17 protein-coding genes are annotated in these 17,008 nt (G+C 71.8%); 3 read left to right on the top strand and 14 right to left on the bottom strand.

Annotated features, from left to right (window positions below; genetic code table 11):
- Positions 1 to 163: 163 nt before the first annotated feature.
- The 5 genes from ABD979_RS13885 to ABD979_RS13865 all read right to left on the bottom strand — a co-directional run bounded on the left by ABD979_RS13885 (position 164) and on the right by ABD979_RS13865 (position 5,548).
- Positions 164 to 988: a carbohydrate ABC transporter permease gene (locus ABD979_RS13885; protein WP_345508077.1), complete on the bottom strand. Its 825-nt coding sequence runs from the start codon at positions 986 to 988 to the stop codon at positions 164 to 166.
- Entirely contained in the window at positions 988 to 1,932 is a 945-nt protein-coding gene (locus ABD979_RS13880) for a carbohydrate ABC transporter permease (protein WP_425583975.1), read from the bottom strand. Before ABD979_RS13880 ends, ABD979_RS13885 begins: the two co-directional genes overlap by 1 nt.
- A gap of 5 nt (positions 1,933 to 1,937) precedes the next feature.
- Positions 1,938 to 3,314, bottom strand: a complete 1,377-nt coding sequence (locus tag ABD979_RS13875; RefSeq protein WP_345508076.1) for an ABC transporter substrate-binding protein — start codon at positions 3,312 to 3,314, stop codon at positions 1,938 to 1,940.
- A gap of 73 nt (positions 3,315 to 3,387) precedes the next feature.
- Complete coding sequence (locus ABD979_RS13870; protein ID WP_345508075.1) at positions 3,388 to 4,416, bottom strand: alpha/beta hydrolase; 1,029 nt, start codon at positions 4,414 to 4,416, stop codon at positions 3,388 to 3,390.
- A gap of 154 nt (positions 4,417 to 4,570) precedes the next feature.
- Entirely contained in the window at positions 4,571 to 5,548 is a 978-nt protein-coding gene (locus ABD979_RS13865; protein ID WP_345508074.1) for a LacI family DNA-binding transcriptional regulator, read from the bottom strand.
- 316 nt (positions 5,549 to 5,864) lie between these two features.
- Here ABD979_RS13865 and ABD979_RS13860 point away from each other — a divergent pair, with 316 nt between their 5' ends.
- A complete protein-coding gene (locus ABD979_RS13860; RefSeq protein ID WP_345508079.1) occupies positions 5,865 to 7,283 on the top strand; it encodes an MDR family MFS transporter in 1,419 nt (472 codons plus the stop codon).
- 70 nt (positions 7,284 to 7,353) lie between these two features.
- Here ABD979_RS13860 and ABD979_RS13855 read toward each other — a convergent pair whose 3' ends face one another.
- Entirely contained in the window at positions 7,354 to 7,767 is a 414-nt protein-coding gene (locus ABD979_RS13855; RefSeq protein WP_345508073.1) for a hypothetical protein, read from the bottom strand.
- Positions 7,768 to 7,954: 187 nt separating this feature from the next.
- Here ABD979_RS13855 and ABD979_RS13850 point away from each other — a divergent pair, with 187 nt between their 5' ends.
- On the top strand, positions 7,955 to 8,440 hold the full coding sequence (locus ABD979_RS13850; protein ID WP_345508072.1) for a pyridoxamine 5'-phosphate oxidase family protein: 486 nt from the start codon (positions 7,955 to 7,957) through the stop codon (positions 8,438 to 8,440).
- A 96-nt stretch (positions 8,441 to 8,536) separates the two neighbouring features.
- On the opposite strand, the gene ABD979_RS13845 is transcribed toward ABD979_RS13850, so the two are convergent.
- The 6 genes from ABD979_RS13845 to recR form a co-directional block, all read right to left on the bottom strand.
- A complete protein-coding gene (locus ABD979_RS13845) occupies positions 8,537 to 9,571 on the bottom strand; it encodes a DNA topoisomerase IB (protein ID WP_345508071.1) in 1,035 nt (344 codons plus the stop codon).
- Positions 9,572 to 9,621: 50 nt separating this feature from the next.
- Complete coding sequence (locus ABD979_RS13840; protein ID WP_345508070.1) at positions 9,622 to 9,840, bottom strand: hypothetical protein; 219 nt, start codon at positions 9,838 to 9,840, stop codon at positions 9,622 to 9,624.
- 99 nt (positions 9,841 to 9,939) lie between these two features.
- Complete coding sequence (locus tag ABD979_RS13835; RefSeq protein WP_345508069.1) at positions 9,940 to 11,052, bottom strand: WD40/YVTN/BNR-like repeat-containing protein; 1,113 nt, start codon at positions 11,050 to 11,052, stop codon at positions 9,940 to 9,942.
- 113 nt (positions 11,053 to 11,165) lie between these two features.
- Positions 11,166 to 12,437 carry an aspartate kinase gene (locus tag ABD979_RS13830; protein WP_345508068.1) on the bottom strand — a complete coding sequence of 424 codons (1,272 nt, stop codon included), beginning with the start codon at positions 12,435 to 12,437 and terminating at the stop codon, positions 11,166 to 11,168.
- Between the two features lie 128 nt (positions 12,438 to 12,565).
- On the bottom strand, positions 12,566 to 13,153 hold the full coding sequence (locus ABD979_RS13825; protein ID WP_345508067.1) for a DUF5063 domain-containing protein: 588 nt from the start codon (positions 13,151 to 13,153) through the stop codon (positions 12,566 to 12,568).
- Between the two features lie 86 nt (positions 13,154 to 13,239).
- A complete protein-coding gene (gene recR / locus ABD979_RS13820) occupies positions 13,240 to 13,839 on the bottom strand; it encodes a recombination mediator RecR (RefSeq protein WP_345508066.1) in 600 nt (199 codons plus the stop codon).
- An 88-nt stretch (positions 13,840 to 13,927) separates the two neighbouring features.
- On the opposite strand from recR, the gene ABD979_RS13815 reads away from it, so the two are divergent.
- Positions 13,928 to 15,148 (top strand): aminotransferase class I/II-fold pyridoxal phosphate-dependent enzyme, encoded by a 1,221-nt coding sequence (locus tag ABD979_RS13815; RefSeq protein WP_345508065.1) that lies wholly within the window; start codon positions 13,928 to 13,930, stop codon positions 15,146 to 15,148.
- A 25-nt stretch (positions 15,149 to 15,173) separates the two neighbouring features.
- Here the strand turns inward: ABD979_RS13815 and nicT are convergent, their stop codons facing one another.
- A complete protein-coding gene (gene nicT / locus ABD979_RS13810; protein ID WP_345508064.1) occupies positions 15,174 to 16,274 on the bottom strand; it encodes a Nickel transporter NicT in 1,101 nt (366 codons plus the stop codon).
- A 46-nt stretch (positions 16,275 to 16,320) separates the two neighbouring features.
- Complete coding sequence (locus tag ABD979_RS13805) at positions 16,321 to 16,995, bottom strand: lysophospholipid acyltransferase family protein (RefSeq protein ID WP_345508063.1); 675 nt, start codon at positions 16,993 to 16,995, stop codon at positions 16,321 to 16,323.
- Positions 16,996 to 17,008: the final 13 nt, after the last annotated feature.

Below are 17,008 nucleotides of genomic sequence, written 5' to 3'. Positions count from 1 at the left end.
TCTCGTGCGACACGCCATTCCGATGACCTGAGACACCCCATTCCGATGTCCTGAGATCAGACACTGTCACCCCGACCACGTGATGTAGCAGGACGCCGAAGAGCCGGACCCGCAGGATGCGGGTCCGGCTCTTCTCGTTCCGGCTGGTCTGGCGGGCCCTGCGTCAGCCCTTGACGGAGCCCTGGAGCAGGGCGGCGACGAAGCGGCGCTGGAAGATCAGGAAGACGACGAGCGTCGGCGTCATGATGAGCAGCGACCCGGCGCAGAGCAGCGGGATGTCGGTGCCGAAGCGGCCCTGGAAGGCGCCGAGGGCACCGGCCATGGTGCGCTTGGCCGGGTCGTCGACGAGCACGATGGCCAGCAGGAACTGGTTCCACGTCCAGAGGAAGAGCAGGATCGCGAGCGACGAGAGCGCCGGCATGGCGATCGGCACGTGCACCCGCCAGAACAGCTGCCACGTCGTCGCGCCGTCGATGCGCGCGGCCTCGGAGAGGTCGTCCGGCATCCCGACGAAGAAGGCTCGCATCCAGAGCACCGAGAACGGCATGAAGAGGCCGATGAGCGGCAGGATGATCGCCCACCGCGTGTTGAGCAGGCCCATGTCGCGGATCTGGAAGTAGAGCGGCGTCAGGATCCCTTCGAACGGCAGGGTGAGGCCGACGACGAAGAGCAGGAAGCCCGCGCGATGGCCCGGCATCCGGAGGTGGCCGAAGGCGAAGCCCGCCATCGTGCCGAGCACGAGGGAGGCGGGCACGACCCCGACGACGATGAGGGCGCTCGAGAGCAGCAGCGCCGGCATGTTCGCGGCCGTGAAGGCGTCGGCGAAGTTGCCCCACTGCGGGTCGGCCGGCCACGAGATGCCCTCGGGGTAGGTGCCCGACGGGTGCAGGGCGGTGACGAGCAGGCTGAGGAAGGGAACGACCGTGACGGCCATGAGCACCACGAGCAGGGCGCGGCCGAGGAGCACCTCCCGGCGCGAGACACGCATCAGTCACGCTCCTTGGTGAGCCACTGGATGGGCAGGACGGCGAGGAGGACGAGGACCATGAGGGCGACGCCGAGCGCCGACGCCTGCCCGACCTCGCGCTCGAAGAAGGCCTGGTAGTAGATCTCGAGGCCGGGGACCATCGTCGCGTTGCCCGGGCCGCCCTGGGTCGAGATGTAGATGATGTCGAAGCTGGCGAGGGCGGCGATGACCGTCACGGTGACGCACACCCCGATCTCCTGGCGCAGCGAGGGCAGCGTGATGGAGATGAACTCGCGCCACGGCCCGGCGCCGTCGAGCCGCGCGGCCTCGTAGAGGGCGGGGTCGATCTGGCTCATGCCGGCGAGGAGCAGGAGCGTGACGAGCCCGAGCAGCACCCACGCCCCGATGACGCCGACCGCCGGCAGGGCGGTGTCGAAGTCGCCGAGCCAGGCCCGCGTGAGCCGTTCGAGCCCGATGCCCTTGAGCACCTGGTTGACGAGACCCGTGCTCGAGAAGAGCCACGTCCAGATGATGCCCGCGGCGACGAGGGGGATGACCTGCGGCAGGAAGAGCACCGTGCGCGACACGGCGGCGAAGCGGGAGGCGGCGATCTGCCGGATCGTCGCCGCGATGCCGAGCCCCAGCACCACGGGGACGAGGCTGAAGAAGACGATGAGCTCGAACGCGTTGACGATGGCCCCGAAGAGGTCGGGGTCGGTGAAGAGCCGCACGTAGTTCTCGCCACCGACGAACGTCGAGGCGCCGATGCCGTTCCAGTCGAAGAAGGAGTACTGCACCGACAGCACCATCGGGCGCAGCACGAAGACGCCGTAGAACGCGAGCGCCGGCAGCACGAAGAGCCAGCCCTGCCAGCCCCGGAGGGCGCGGCGTCGAGGACGCCGCTCCCCCCGGGACGCGAGCGGCCGGGCACCGGTGACCGCGTCGTCGGACCTGGCCGGAGCCACGGGACTCAGTTCCGGACCTGGGTCTCGTAGTCCTTCTGGACGGTGCTGAGCAGGCCCTCGGGCGTCTGCTGGCGACCGACCATCTTCTGCAGGTTGGGCGTCCACGACTTGGCGTAGATCGCGCCGGTGGCGTTGGCGATGAAGTCCATCGACCCGTTGTCCTTGCCGACCTTGGCGCCCGCCTCGAGGGTCGCCGCCGTGACGGTGCCCTCCTTGACCGGAGGCATGTACGCGTCGGCCGGGCCCATCGGGTGCGAGCCGCCGACGGTCACACCGATCTCACGCGCCTTCTGGTTCGTCGCCGCCCAGTTGAGGAAGAACGCCGCGCAGTCGGCGTTCGCGGCGCGCGCGCTGATGCCGAAGGTCAGCGGGGCCGACATCGCGGCCTGCTTGCCGCCGGCGGTCGCCGGGGGCATCAGGAAGAAGCCTGCCTTGCCGGCCATCTGCTTGTCGAGGTTGCCCGACTCCCAGTCGCCGTCGAAGATGAACAGCGCCTTGCCGCCGATGAAGCGGCTCATCATGGCCGCGTAGTCCTGGGAGTTGATGTCGTCGGCGAAGTAGCCGGCGTCGATCCACTTCTGCAGGTGCTGGGCGGCCTTGAGGTTGTTCGGCGTGTCGATGCTCGCGCCCTTCTTCTGGAAGATCCAGTCGTTGATCGGGCCGACCTCGCCGAACGAGGCCATCAGCTGCTGGAGCGGGAAGGCGAGGCCACCGGTCGCGCCGCCGTTGAACTGGTTGATCGGCACCATGCCCGCGGCCTTGGCCTTCGCCAGGGCCGAGTCGAGCTCGTCGAGCGTCGCCGGCGGCTGCGTCATGCCGATCCTCGCGGCGAGGTCCTTGTTGTAGAAGACCCCCGTCAGGCTGAAGTTGAGGCCCTGGGCGTAGAGCGGGCCGGAGCCGCGCGAGCCGTCCTCGGCCACACGCATCTGGGCCAGCTGCGACTCGGGCCACTGGTCCCAGCCGAAGGCCTTGGCGTAGGGGTCGAGGTTCTTGAGCAGCCCCTCCTTCGCCAGCTCCGAGACCTGCGGCAGGCGCATGAGGTCCGGCGGGTCGTCGGCCAGCACGCGGGGCGCGTTCTGGGTGATGACGGCGAACTGGTCCTCGCGGATGTCGAAGGTGACGTTGGGGAACTGCTTCGTGAACTCCGTCGACAGCTCCTTGGGCAGCGGGAAGCCGGTCTCGAAGTAGCCCTTGAGCTTGACGGGCTGGTCGCCGCACGTGGGCGGCGACGACAGGGTGCCCGTGGCGCCGGTGGCGGCCGGGGCGGCCGTGTCGGTCGAGCTGCCCGGGGCGCTGCACCCGGCGGCGAGCAGCCCCGCGACGGATGCCGCGACGACCAGCACGGTGCGGCCCGGACTGCGACGGGTGGGGATGTTTGGCACGTCGGTCTCCTCCTCGAAAGTGACGTTCTGGCGGCGGCGCCACCGGTTGCCGGTCGTCGTCCGACCGTGGGTCCTACGTCGTGCGTCCTTCGGCGGGCACGGGCTCGCCCGTCCGGTCGGCACGGGTGGGGGCGGCGTGCGCCGCACGGGGTCCCCCGTGGGCGGCTCGCAGGGCGTCGTGCACCCGCGCCTGCCAGGCCCGGGCGGGCTCCCACTCGGCCGTCAGCACGATGCTGCCGTGCACCATGCCGGGCGCCCGCACGTGGGTGGCCGGCACGCCGGCCTCCTGCAGGCGCTCGGCGTAGCGGGCGCCGTCGTCGCGGAGCGGATCGAGCTCGGCCGTCAGCACGAGCGCCCCCGGCAGCCCGGAGAGGTCGTCGGCCAGCAGGGGCGAGGCGAGCGGGTCGGTGGCCTGCGCGGGGTCGCTGAGGTACTGCTCGGCGCACATCGCCATCTCCGCAGCGGTGAGCCCGTAGTCGTCCGGCACCCCGGAGGCGTGCAGGGTCGCGAGCGTCAGGTCGAGCAGCGGCACCTCGAGCACCTGCAGGTCGACGGCCGGGCCGCCGCGGTCGCGCGCGGCCAGGGCGAGGGCGGCGGCCAGGGTGGCGCCGGCGGACACCCCACCCACCGACAGGGTGTCGCTGTCAGCCCCGAGGGCGGATGCGTTCTCGGCCACCCAGCGCAACACGGCGTAGCCGTCCTCGACCGCTGCCGGGAAGGGGTGCTCGGGCGCGTGGCGGTACTCGACGGAGACGACGAGGCAGCCCGTCGCCGCCCGCTCCCGGCACGTCGCGTCGACGACGTCCTCGTCGACCGAGCCGAGCCAGAAGCCCCCGCCGTGGAGGAAGACGTGCACGCCGTGGCGCGCGGCCGGCCCGGCGTCGTAGACGCGCAGGCGCAGGGGCGCGGCGGTGTCGTCGGCGCCGTCCGGGCCGTCGATCTCGACGTCGCGCACGGCGACCCCGCTGGGCCCCGGCGTCGTCCACCGAGCCGCGAGCTCGTCGGAGGCCGCGAGGATGGCCCGGCGGCGCTGGGGCAGGGGGTCGTCGGGCGAGCCCGAGTCGGGCTTCGTCGCGAGGAACTCGCGCACGGCGTCGTCCATCCGGTCGATCCTCCCTACCGCGGACGTCGGTGTCCGGTGGCGGCAGGTGCCAGCCAAGTCGACGCAACGGTGCCCTGTCAAGAGTTTTTGTAAAGCACTTTACTACCGGCGCCACCTCAGGTGCCCCGAGCCGCGACCTTCGCCCGGGGCCTCCTCAGGTGGTCGAGCGGACGACGAGCTCGAGGTCGAGCACGACGGTGGTCCGATCCCCGGCCACGCCCCGCTGGACCATCTCGAAGGCGACGCGCCCCGACCGCTCGAAGGGCTGGCGCACCGTCGTGAGGTCGGCGGCGACGGCGGCTTCCCCGTCGTCGCACCCCATCACCGCGACGTCGTCCGGAACCCGCAGCCCGAGGTCACGGGCCGCGAGCACCACGCCGACGGCCAGCAGGTCGTGGTGGGCCATGACCGCGCTCGGGCGGTCGGCCCCCTCCAGCAGCCGGCCGGCCTCGGCCCGCGCCTGCGCCACCGAGTTGCCGGAGTGGAGCACCTCGACGGTGGCACCGGCCCGCTCGGCCACCTCGCGGAAGCCGGCCAGCCGCTTCACGGCCTGCGACTCGTAGTCCGAGACCTGCCGCTCGAGCAGGTAGCCGAGCCGGCGGTGCCCGCGTTCCACGAGGTGGGCGGCCGCGATCCGGCCGCCCTCGACGTCGTCGGAGATGATCCGGCTGAAGCGGTCGCTGCCCGCGTCCAGGGCGACGGTCGGCAGGCCGCGGTGGTGCAGCCGCTCCGCGATCGACCCCTCGATCTCGAGGCCCATGACGATGAGCCCGTCGAGGCGCCCGTGGATCGGCATCCCGGCGAGCACCGGCGAGCTGGCCACAGCCGCTGACTCGTGGTCGTAGACGACGATGTCGACGCCCTTCTCGGAGGCGGCGTCGAGCACCCCCGAGAGCCGGCGCAGGTAGGAGCCGTAGGAGGTGAACGGCGCCATCACCCCGACCCGGTGGGTGCGACGGCGGGCCAGCGCGACCGCCCGCTCGCTCGGCACGTAGCCGAGCTCGTCGGCGACGGTGAGCACGCGGGCCAGGGTCTCGGCGTTGACCCGCTCCGGCTTGTTGAGCGCGTTCGAGACCGTCGAGATGCTGACGTTGGCCGCCGAGGCGACGGCATAGATCGTGACTCGCTCCATGAGCACCTTCCTCGGCGTTGCTCTGCGCTCGGCATTCTCGCACCCGCGGTCGCCCGTTGTGCACCGCGACGGGGCCCACGGCGCCGGCGGCGATCGGTACCCGGCCGCATGGTCCGGGTCTGGTCCCCCGTCATGTCGAGGGAGCGGCGCCGCATCGCAGGACCCAGCACACACCCCGACCGGCAGGTGGGCGTCGGGGGAATGAATGCCGGTGGGCGGCGTTGTCTCCCGATGTCCCTGCGAGCACTGGAGAACCGTGTCGACCTCGTCCAACCTCGGGTTCCGCTCCGACCGCGGCCCCATCCTCATCGCCTTGATGCTGGCCACGTCACTCATCGCGCTCGACTCGACGATCCTCGCGACCGCCGTCCCCTCCATCGTCGACGACCTCGGCGGCCTCGGGCAGTTCCCCTGGCTGTTCTCCGTCTACCTGCTCGCACAAGCCGTCTCGGTGCCGGTCTACGCCAAGGTCGCCGACACCTTCGGGCGCAAGCCGGTCATCCTCTTCGGCATCGGGCTCTTCCTGCTCGGCAGCATCCTCTGCGGACTCGCCTGGAACATGGGCTCGCTCATCGTCATGCGCGCGGTGCAGGGTCTCGGCGCCGGGGCGGTGCTGCCGCTCACCACGACGATCGCCGCCGACATCTACACGGTGGCCGAGCGGGCCAAGACCCAGGGCTACATCGCGAGCGTGTGGGCCGTCTCGTCGGTCGTCGGGCCCACGCTCGGCGGCGTCTTCTCTCAGTTCACCTCGTGGCGCTGGATCTTCTTCGTCAACATCCCCTTCTGCCTCCTCGCCGGGGCGATGCTGTGGCGCAACTACGACGAGTCCGTCGAGCGCCGTCGGCACCGCATCGACTACGCCGGGGCCGGGCTGCTCACGGTGGCGCTGACCCTGCTCATCCTCGCCGTGCTCGAGGGGGGTCAGGCGTGGGACTGGGGCTCGTGGCAGAGCATCAGCGCCTTCGTCGTCGGCGGCGTGCTGCTCGTGGTCTTCGGCCTCGTCGAGCGCCGGGCGGCCGAGCCGGTGCTGCCGCTCGAGACCCTGACCCGTCGCCTCATCGTCGCCACCTGCCTCATCGGCATCGGCATCGGTGCGGTGCTCGTCGGCCTCACCTCCTACGTGCCGACCTTCCTCGAGCGGTCGACCGGCGCCACCCCGATCGTGGCCGGACTGGCCGTCGCCGCCCTCACCATCGGCTGGCCGATCTCCGCGTCGCAGTCGGGCCGGCTCTACATGCGCGTCGGCTTCCGGCCGACGGCGCTCCTCGGCCTCGTGGTCGCCACGGTCGGTGCGCTCGCGCTCTGGCTCACGTCGTCGACGCCCAGCGTGTGGGCGACGGCCGGCTCGTGCCTCGTCGTGGGCCTCGGGCTCGGCCTGGTGGCCACGCCGACCCTCATCGCCGCCCAGGCGTCGGTGCCGTGGAACGAGCGGGCCGTCGTGACGGGCACGAACATGTTCATGCGCTCGATCGGCAGCGCGGTGGGAGTCGCCATCTTCGGTGCCATCGCCAACGCGATCATCGCCTCCCGGGGCGGCGACGGCTCGGCCGACGCGGTGCGGGCGGGCTCGACCGGCGTCTTCCTCGCGGTGCTCGTCGCGGCGGTCATCAGCATCCTCGCGGGGCTGCTCATGCCGCACACGCGCGCCGAGGACGTCGAGCACGGCGGCTCCGGCGAGCGGGTCGACGCCGTGCCGCAGGCAGCCGGCGAACCGGAGCGCGCGGCCGGCTGAGCCGTCGGCCGGCCGACTCGCCCACCGCACGAACCGGTGGGCGGGTCGGAGCCTGGGCCGGGCTGCGGGGTCAGCTGTAGAAGTCGACCGTCTTCGTCCTGTAGGTCGACCCGCCGAGCCGGTCGAAGTTGACGAGGCTCTTGATGACGGCGCGGTAGTGCGTGTCCTCGTAGGCCCGGGCGAGACTCGCGCAGTCGCGCCCGGGGGTGTCGACGTCGGCCAGCCGGACGACCGGTCCGCGCGAGGAGTCGTAGGGCGTCAGGGTCACCGAGACGACCGCTCGGTCGCGGATGTTCACCTCGTCGGCGTGCACGCAGAAGCGGTCCGCACCGTCGTCGTAGGAGTACGAGCCCTGGTAGATGCGCCCGCTGAACGAGTTGGCGCTGGCCGGCGACGCCGCGACCGGCAGGGTGAGCGCGGCGGCCGCCACGGCGGCCCCGATGCTGACGGCGCGGGCGCGGCGCCCGGTGGTGCGTGCTGACATGGTCGACCTTCCCCTGGTGGTGCGCGTCACCCTAGTCCTCGCCGAGCCCCGAATGTCCCGGACGACCCGGCCTCTTCGCCGAGCGGCATCCGGCGGCGCGAACCCTCGACACGACCGAGCCCGACGACGGCGCTTCGGGTACGGACCGATCGACAGCACGACCGACCCCCACGACGAGGAGAACGCCATGAGCGAGCACGACGGCACCGCCAAGGTGGCCGAGCTGATCAAGGACATCCGCATCGCGATGCTGACCCACACGGACGGCAACGGCGCCCTCGTCAGCCACCCGATGGCGACCCAGGAGGTGGAGTTCGATGGTGACGTGCTCTTCATCGCCGAGCGAGACAGCCACAAGGCCCGCCACATCGCCGCGCAGTCCCCCGCCCGCGTCAACGTGGCCTACAGCAGCTCGAGCTCGTGGGTCTCGCTCTCGGGCACGGCCACCATCGTCGACGACGACGCCAAGCTGGCCGAGCTGTGGAACACCTTCACGGGGGCCTGGCTCGAGGGCGGGCCGGAGAACCCGAACAACATCATCATCAAGGTGAGCGCCGACTCGGCGGAGTACTGGGACTCCCCCGGCGCCAAGGTCACCCAGATCGCCAACTTCATCAAGGCGAAGGTGACGGGTGAGCGCATGGAGGGCGACAACGAGGTCGTCGACCTCTGAGCAACCCCCACCGTCCCGAGCACGTATGCGGCCGGGTTCCCCACTCCCCGTGGGCGACCCGGCCGTCGTGCTGGGTGACGGACCCGTCGGGGGCCGTCAGGCAGCACCCTTGACGAGGCGCATGACCGCGCGCTCGAGGGCGTCGCGGTCACGCACGCGCACGATCTCACCGAGCTCGAGGCGAGACCGGTCGGCCTTCGTCAGTCGGGTCAGGCTGCGGGCGATGGTGCGCCCCACCGCGTACTCGTCGAGCACCCGCGGGTCGACGTAGGACCGACGGGCGACGGCCGGGGTGTTGCCGAGGTGCTCGGACACGACCTTCATCGCGTCCTTCTCGGCTCGCTTCAGCTCACGCTCGGAGTCGACCGGCCCCGTGCGCGCCAGTGTCACGGCGGCGGTCACGGTGGCCGCCCAGGTGCGCAGGTCCTTGACGGTGTACTCCTCGCCGACGAGCTCCTTGAACGCCACGTTGAGGTCGCCCGAGTGCAGCTCGTGCCACCCGTTCGTGTCGCGGTAGGCGAGGAGGCGCTCGCCCGGATAGCCACTTCGCTTGAGCGACAGCACGATCCGCGCGAGCAGCTGGTCGGTCATGACCGCCTCGCGGGTCACCCCCGACTTGGCGGGGAACTCGAACGTCACGTCCTCACCGCTCACGGTGACGTGCGAGCGCAGCAGGGTCGCGACGCCGTGCGAACCGTGCTCGGCCTCGTACTCCTCCCCGCCGCTGCGGAAGAGCCCGGCGTCGAGCATGCGCAGCCCCGCCGCCGTGACCCGCTTGCGCGTCAGACCGTTGGTGCGCAGGTCGGCCGCCACCTGCTTGCGCGCCGCCGGGAGCTTGCGGGCCAGCACGAGCACCCGGTCGTGCTTCTCGCGACCCCGCGCCTCGTGCCAGGCGTCGTGGTAGAGGTACTGGCGGCGGCCGGCGTCGTCGGTGCCGACGGCCTGGATGTGCCCGTTCGCGTGCGGGCTGATCCACACGTCCTGCCAGGCCGGCGGGATGACGAGGGCGGTGATGCGCTCCCTCGTCTCCGCGTCGACCCGCTGGCCGTCGGCGTCGACGTAGCCGAAGCCACTGCCGCGTCGGACGCGTCGGATGCCGGACTTGTCGAGAGCGCTGCGCCGAAGTCTCACATCCTGCAATTACCCCCTGGGGGTGCCCGACCAACCGGCGCGTGCCCCGCTCAGTCCGTCGGTTCCTCGTCCGGGCGCACCCCGGCGACCTCGGACGACGCGTCGGTGGACTCCCGCGACGACGCCTCCTTGTCGGGCCCGTCGGGGCTCGCGACCGGCACGAGGTCGGGCACCCGGATCTCGGGCTGACCCGGCGACGGAGGCGGGTCGGGGGTGACCGGTGGGAAGACCGAGCCGTCGCTCTGGAGGTGGGATTCGTGAGGGGTCACGTCTGTCATCGCCTATCGCCCCGAGCAAGTTGGTGACACTGGTCCTTCGACCATACCCACGGTCCCGGCGGATGAACCCGCCTCCGCCGCCGCCTGCTGTCAGCGGTGGCGGGTGAGGACGCCGACCCGGCCCTGCTCCCCTGCGGCCCAGCACGCGCCGTCGTGCGTGCACTCGACCGCGTCGAAGCTGCCCGTGTCGAAGGTCGACCACGAGCGGCCGCCGTCGGTGGAGACGTCCGAGCCGGTGGGTCCGACCGCGAGGACTGTGGACCGGGTGTGGGCCACCCACGCCGAACCCGACCGGTAGCCCGACGGGTTCGTGCGCGACTTGGTCCACGTGCGCCCGCCGTCCGCGGTCCACGCCGCGTTGTCGACCGCGCCGGTCGGTGTCGCGAAGTCGCCACCGACGACGACCCCGCGACGCGCGTCCCGGAAGGCCACCGAGAAGATGCCGGCGGAGGCCCCGCCCGCCACCGGGCTGTCGGCCACGGTCCAGGTGCGCCCGCGGTCCGTCGAGGTGAAGACGCGTGCCGGGTCGACCCCGCCGCTCACGAGGTAGGTCCGGCCTCCCTGCCCCGCCGAGAGGCACGTGCCCGACGCGGCGAAGGCGAACTCCCCCGCCTGCGCGGCCGGCATCCCCGCAGGGTCGACGAGGCGCCACGAGCGTCCCCCGTCGGAGGTCTCGACGAGACGGAACTTCCCGTCGACCGGGTCGCTGAGCGCCAGCCCCTGGCGCGGCGAGCTGAACGCCATGCAGTCGTAGAAGGCCGCCGGGTCGGTGTTGCGGAACGACTCGGTCCAGCTCGCGCCGCCGTCCCGGGTGACGAGGATCCGCGAGTCCTCGCCCTCGCCGATCGACAGGATCACGGCGTGCCGGGAGTCGAAGGCCTCGATGTCACGGAACTGCAGGGTCTCCGTGCCGAGGCCCCGCGGGCCGACGTCGCGCCAGCTGCGCCCCCCGTCGGTCGTGCGCAGCACGGTGCCGTCGGTGCCGCTGACCCACGCGACCTTCCGCGAGACCGGCGCGAGGCCGCGGAAGCGCGCCGTCGTGTCCGTGGGCGTGACGCGCCAGGCGTACGCCCCGGGGTGGTGGTGACCGTGGTCGTGCCCGTCGCCGCCACGGGTGGGGGTGGCGGCATACCCGGAGGTGGAGGAGGCCAGCAGTGCGGCCGTGGCCGCGGCGACGAGGACGCTTCGCGTGGGAGTTCTCATACCTCGCGAACCTAGCCCTGCCGACGCCGCGGGGGCAGGTTCACGAGCGTCCGGTTCTCGCGGCGCCGGCCGACGCGGGTGCCCGCACCGGCCGGGCCCGGAGGACGGGTGCGTCAGCGCCCGGTGCCGCCGTAGACGATGGCCTCGTCGGCCGAGTCGAGCCCGAACGCGGTGTGCACCGCGCGGACGGCGTCGTCGAGCTGCTCGGCACGCGTCACCGCCGAGACGCGGATCTCGGAAGTCGAGATCATCTCGATGTTGATGCCGGCCTCGGCGAGCGCCCCGAAGAACTTCGCGGAGACGCCGGGGTGGCTCTTCATGCCCGCCCCGACGAGGGCGATCTTGCCGATCTTGTCGTCGAGGCGCAGGTCGGCGTAGTCGACCTCGTGCCTGATCGACTGGAGCACCTGCATGCCGCGGGCGCCGTCGGCCTGCGGGAGGGTGAAGGAGATGTCGGTCTTCGCCGTCTCGGCGGCCGACACGTTCTGCACGATCATGTCGATGTTGATGCCCGACTCGGCGATGGCGCCGAAGATCTTGGCGGCCACCCCGACGCGGTCCGGCACACCGACGATGGTGATCTTGGCCTCGCTGCGGTCGTGGGCGATGCCGGCGATGATCGGAGCTTCCACAGCGCCTTCTCCTTCGTAGGGGTTGTCCTTGATCCACGTGCCGGCCCTCTGCGACCACGACGATCGCACGTGGATGGGGATGCCGTAGCGGCGTGCGTACTCGACGCAGCGCAGGTGCAGGATCTTGCTGCCGTTGGCCGCGAGGTCGAGCATCTCCTCCATCGAGAGGACGTCGAGCTTGCGCGCGCTCGGCAGCACGCGGGGGTCGGCGGTGAAGACGCCGTCGACGTCGGTGTAGATCTCACAGACGTCGGCCTCGAGGGCGGCCGCGAGCGCGACGGCGGTCGTGTCGGAGCCGCCGCGGCCGAGGGTGGTGATGTCCTTCGTCGTCTGGCTGACGCCCTGGAAGCCCGCGACGATGGCGATGTGGCCGGCGGCGAGGGCGCTCTGGATGCGCCCCGGGGTGACGTCGATGATGCGGGCCGCACCGTGGGCGTCGTCGGTGATGACGCCGGCCTGGCTGCCGGTGAACGATCGGGCCTCGGCCCCGAGCTGGGCGATCGCCATGGCCACGAGGGCCATCGAGATGCGCTCGCCCGAGGTGAGGAGCATGTCGAGCTCGCGCGCGGGCGGCGCGGGCGTCACCTGCTCGGCGAGGTCCATCAGCTCGTCCGTCGTGTCGCCCATGGCCGAGACGACGACACACACGGAGTGGCCGGCGCGCTGGGTCTCCACGATCCGGCGGGCCACGCGCTTGATGGCCTCCGCGTCGGACACGGACGAACCGCCGTACTTCTGGACGACGATGCTCACACTGGCTCCGGATCTCCTCGGGGGCTGCGGTGCCCCGAGTCTAGGCTCGCGACCTCGGCGTCCACCGGCACGTCACGATGGTGAGACGTCCGCGCAGCCGGCCGCGTGACCGGACGATCTCGCGCCGGTCAGGGGTGCAGCGCGTCGAACTCCGCCTCGCCGACGACCTCGTCGTCGGCGTCGAGGCGCAGGTGGGCGATGATCGAGTGCAGCGAGCGGAGCGCCATCATGGCGCGGTCGCCCCAGTGGGCGAGGTAGCCGAACTGCCACCACCAGAGCGCCTCGGCCCGGCGACCCTCGGCGTAGTGCTTGAGACCGTGGCTGAGCGAGACGGCGACGTCGACGAGGTCGTTGGTGATCGAGCCGTCGGCACGGTCGGACGACGTGATCGGGTCGATGACGTAGACGTAGTCGTCGATGCCGGCGAAGACGTTCGCGAGCCCGGTGCGCAGCGGGTCGGCGTCGTCGTCGGCGGCGTCGGGCTCGAACCGCTCCTCCGGCACGACGTCCTGGATCGCGCCGAGCCGCGCCCCCGCGACGAGCACCTGCGAGAGCGCGAGCGTGAGGATCGGCAGCGCCGTCTCGGGTGAGCTGCCCGAGGCGACCTCGGTCACGGAGGTGAGGAACGCGCTCGCCTCCGCCGCCGTGAGGTCGGCGAGGCCCGCCAGGTCGTCGACCCCGCTCGTGGCGCTCTCGGTCAGCGGCTGATCAGTCATGGGTCCCAGCATGCCGTATGCCGTGCCGCCGGGTCGCGGGCCCGTCGTGCCCCCTTCGTGCCCGTCGTGCCGGTCCCCCGGCCGGCTCAGGCGTCGACGCGGCGCCGGCCCTCGAAGGCACGCCCGAGGGTCACCTCGTCGGCGTACTCGAGGTCGCCGCCGACGGGCAGGCCGGACGCGAGGCGGGTGACGGTGAGCCCGACGTCGCGCAGCAGCCGGCTGAGGTAGGTCGCGGTCGCCTCGCCCTCGAGGTTCGGGTCGGTCGCGATGATGACCTCGGTGACCTCGCCGGAGGCGAGGCGGGTCATCAGCTCACGCACGCGCAGGTCGTCGGGGCCCACGCCATCGATGGGGCTGATCGCCCCGCCGAGCACGTGGTAGGTGCCGCGGAACTCGCGGGTGCGCTCGATGGCGACGACGTCCTTGGGCTCCTCGACGACGCAGATCGCCGTGTGGTCGCGGCGCGGGTCGGCGCAGATGCGGCACTTCTCGGCCTCGGAGACGTTGCCGCACTCGTCGCAGAAGCGCACGCGGGCCTTCACCTCGGTCAGGGCCGAGACGAGCCGCGTCACGTCCTCCGAGTCGGCCTGCAGCAGGTGGAAGGCGATGCGCTGGGCGCTCTTGGGGCCGACCCCGGGGAGTCGCCCGAGCTCGTCGATGAGGTCCTGGACCGCGCCTTCGTACACACCGCAACCCTAAGCCTCGCGAAGCCGTGCCGCGGACCGCCGCTCCGGTCTAGCGTGGGTGGTACGTCGTCGTCCCGGAGGAGGGCGCATGGACGAGCGAGCCGACCCTGGCCCCGCCAGTCGCCAGGCCGTCAGCCGCCGCACCGAGCGGGTCGCCTCGGCCGTGCCCATCCAGATGATGATGGCGTTCCGGATGCGGTCGGGCTACGCCACGCGCCGCCTCGAGCCGGGCGTGGTCGACCTCACCTTCGGCGACCCGCACGAGCTCGCCCCAGACGCCTACGTCGAGGCCCTCGCCGACGCCCTGCGCCCACGTGACGAGCTGTGGTTCGCCTACATGCAGAGCGACGAGGCGGCCCAGGCGGCCGCCGCGGCCTCGCTCGAGCGGGTGGTCCCCCTCGGTTGGGGGCCGGACGACCTGCGGATGACGACGGGCGGTTTCGGTGCCATCACGGTGGCCTTCAAGGTGCTCGCCGACCCCGGGGAGGAGGTCGTCTACAACCTGCCACCCTGGTTCCTCTACGAACCGCTGGCGCTCGAGGCGGGGCTCGTGCCGGTCAAGGTACGCGCACGCCTGCCCTCGTTCGACCTCGACCTCGACGCCATCGCCGCCGCCCTGACCGAGCGCACCCGCATCGTCGTGGTCAACACCCCGAACAACCCCACGGGACGCATCTACCCTCCCGAGACGCTCGAGGCGCTGGCCGCGATCCTCGAGCGCGCCTCGGACCGCTGGGGTCGGCGCATCTGGATCGTCTCCGACGAGCCCTACAACCGGATCGTCTTCTCGGGCAGCACGTTCCACAGCCCCGCGCAGTTCTACCGCCACACCCTCGTCTGCTACTCCTACGGCAAGACGCTGCTCGCGCCCGGCCAACGCCTCGGCTACCTCGCCGTGCCGCCGACTCTCCCGGAGCGGGCCGAGCTGCTCGCCGCCGTCGACCTCATGCAGATCGCCGCGGGCTGGCTCTTCCCCAACGCCGTCATGCAGCACGCGGTGCCCGCTCTGGAGCGCCTCGCCTTCGACGTGCCGGCGCTCGAGGCCAAGCGCGACCACGTCGTGTCGACCCTGCGGGCCATGGGCTACGAGCTCGACGTGCCGCAGGGCACCTTCTACCTCTGGGTGCGCTCCCCGGTCGCCGACGACGAGGCGTTCGTCGGCGACCTCTCGGGTCGGGGGGTGCTCGTCATGCCCGGCGCCCTCTTCGAGACCCCCGGCTGGTTCCGGATCTGCCTCACGGCGACCGCCGACTCGCTCGAGGCGGCCATGCCCCACCTCGACGCGGCGATCCGGGCCGCCCGGGTCTGACGCGCGCCGGCTGCGCCATGTCCCCTCAGTCGGGGAGCGCCGCCGACCACCGCTCCTCGATGCGCCCGAAGCGCCACACGGCGAGCGCGACGAGCCAGGTGACGACGAAGAGCCCGACGATCCAGAAGCCGACCTGCCCGAGGTCGATCGAGGCCGCCCAGGCGAGCGGCCCCGCCGTGACGTCGAGCTTCTCGGCCAGCAGGCCACCGAGCTCGATGCCGCCGATGACGAGCGCCACGGCCACCGACAGCGACGTGACGGTGAGGTTGTAGTAGATCTTGCGCACCGGCTTGCTGAACGCCCACCCGTAGGCGAAGTTCATGAACGACCCGTCGATGCTGTCGAGGAGCGACATGCCGGCGGCGAAGAGCACGGGAAGGGTGAGGACGGCATACCAGGGCAGGGCCGCGGCCGCGGCCCCACCGGCGATGACGAGCAGCCCCACCTCGGTCACCGTGTCGAAGCCGAGGCCGAAGAGGAGTCCCACGGGATACATGTGCCACGACTTCGTCACGGTCCGGGTGACGCGCCCGAGCACGCGGTTGAGCAGCCCGCGCTTGTCGAGCTGGCGCTCGAGCTCCGCCTCGTCGTAGTGGCCGGCGCGCATGCGGCGCAGCACCTTGAGGATGCCGACGAGCGCGACGAGGTTGATGAGGCCGATGAGCACGAGGAAGAGGCCCGAGACGCTCGTGCCCCAGACCCCGGTGACCTGCTGCAGGGTGGAGCCGTCGTCCTCGATCGCGCCGGCGAGGGCCCGGACGCCGAAGGCGAGCACCGCGACCATGATGAAGACGACCGACGAGTGGCCGAGGCTGAACCAGAAGCCGACGCTCATCGGGCGCTGCCCCTCGCTCATCAGCTTGCGCGTCGTGTTGTCGATGGCGGCGATGTGGTCGGCGTCGAACGCGTGGCGCATGCCGAGCGTGTAGGCGGTGACGCCGAGGCCGACGCCGAACAGCTGCCCGGCCACCCGGTACTCGTGCGGGGCGACGACGCCGACGAGCAGGCCCCACCCGACGACGTGGAGCAGGAGCACGAAGGCGGCCATGCCGAGCAGGCTGCGACGCTCACCACGGCTCAGTCGCTGGAGCAGGGTGGGGCGGGACCGGGTCGGTGTCAGCGTCACCCTGCCCACGCTAGATGCGACTGGGTCGCATCTGCAACAGGATCAATCAGACACCTGGTTCGGCGACCGGCACCTCGTTGTACGCGTCGACGCGCTCCTGCCCGCTGAGCTCGGCGATGGCGGCCATGACGCGGTCGGTGAGGAGGCGCCGGGCCTTGCCCGCCGGCATGCCGGCATACTCCTCGACGCCGATCGGCGCGCCGAAGCGCACGGTCACCTTGGCCAGCTTGGGGAAGCGCGCGCCGACGGGCTGGATGTCCTCGGTGCCGATGAGCCCGACCGGCACGACGGGCACCTGGGCGGTGAGCGCGAGCCACGCCACACCGGTGCGACCGCGGTAGAGCCGCCCGTCGCGCGAGCGGGTGCCCTCGGGGTAGATGCCGAACGCGTCGCCGTCGCGGAGCAGCTCGAGCGCGGTGTCGAGGCTCTCCTGCGCGGCCGTCGGCGAGTGCCGGTCGACGGGCACCATGCCGACCGCCGTGAAGAAGCCCTTGCGCAGGAAGCCGCCGACCCCCTTGCCCGTCCAGTACTCGTCCTTGGCCAGGAACCGCACCTGGCGCGGTGACGCGAGCGGGATGGCGAAGGAGTCGATGAACGACAGGTGGTTGCTCGCGACGATGACGCCGCCCTCCTTGGGGATGTTCTCCTTGCCCTCGATCGTCGGCCGGTACAGCGCATGGGTGAGCGGGTAGAGCGCGGACCGCCCGAGGCTGTAGAACATGGCTGACAGCCTA

Origin of the sequence: Terrabacter aeriphilus (assembly GCF_039542985.1) — a bacterium.
Lineage (GTDB): Bacteria > Actinomycetota > Actinomycetes > Actinomycetales > Dermatophilaceae > Terrabacter > Terrabacter aeriphilus.
The sequence above is the reverse complement of the archived record's forward strand: the minus strand, read 5'-3'. Positions and strand labels throughout refer to the sequence as shown.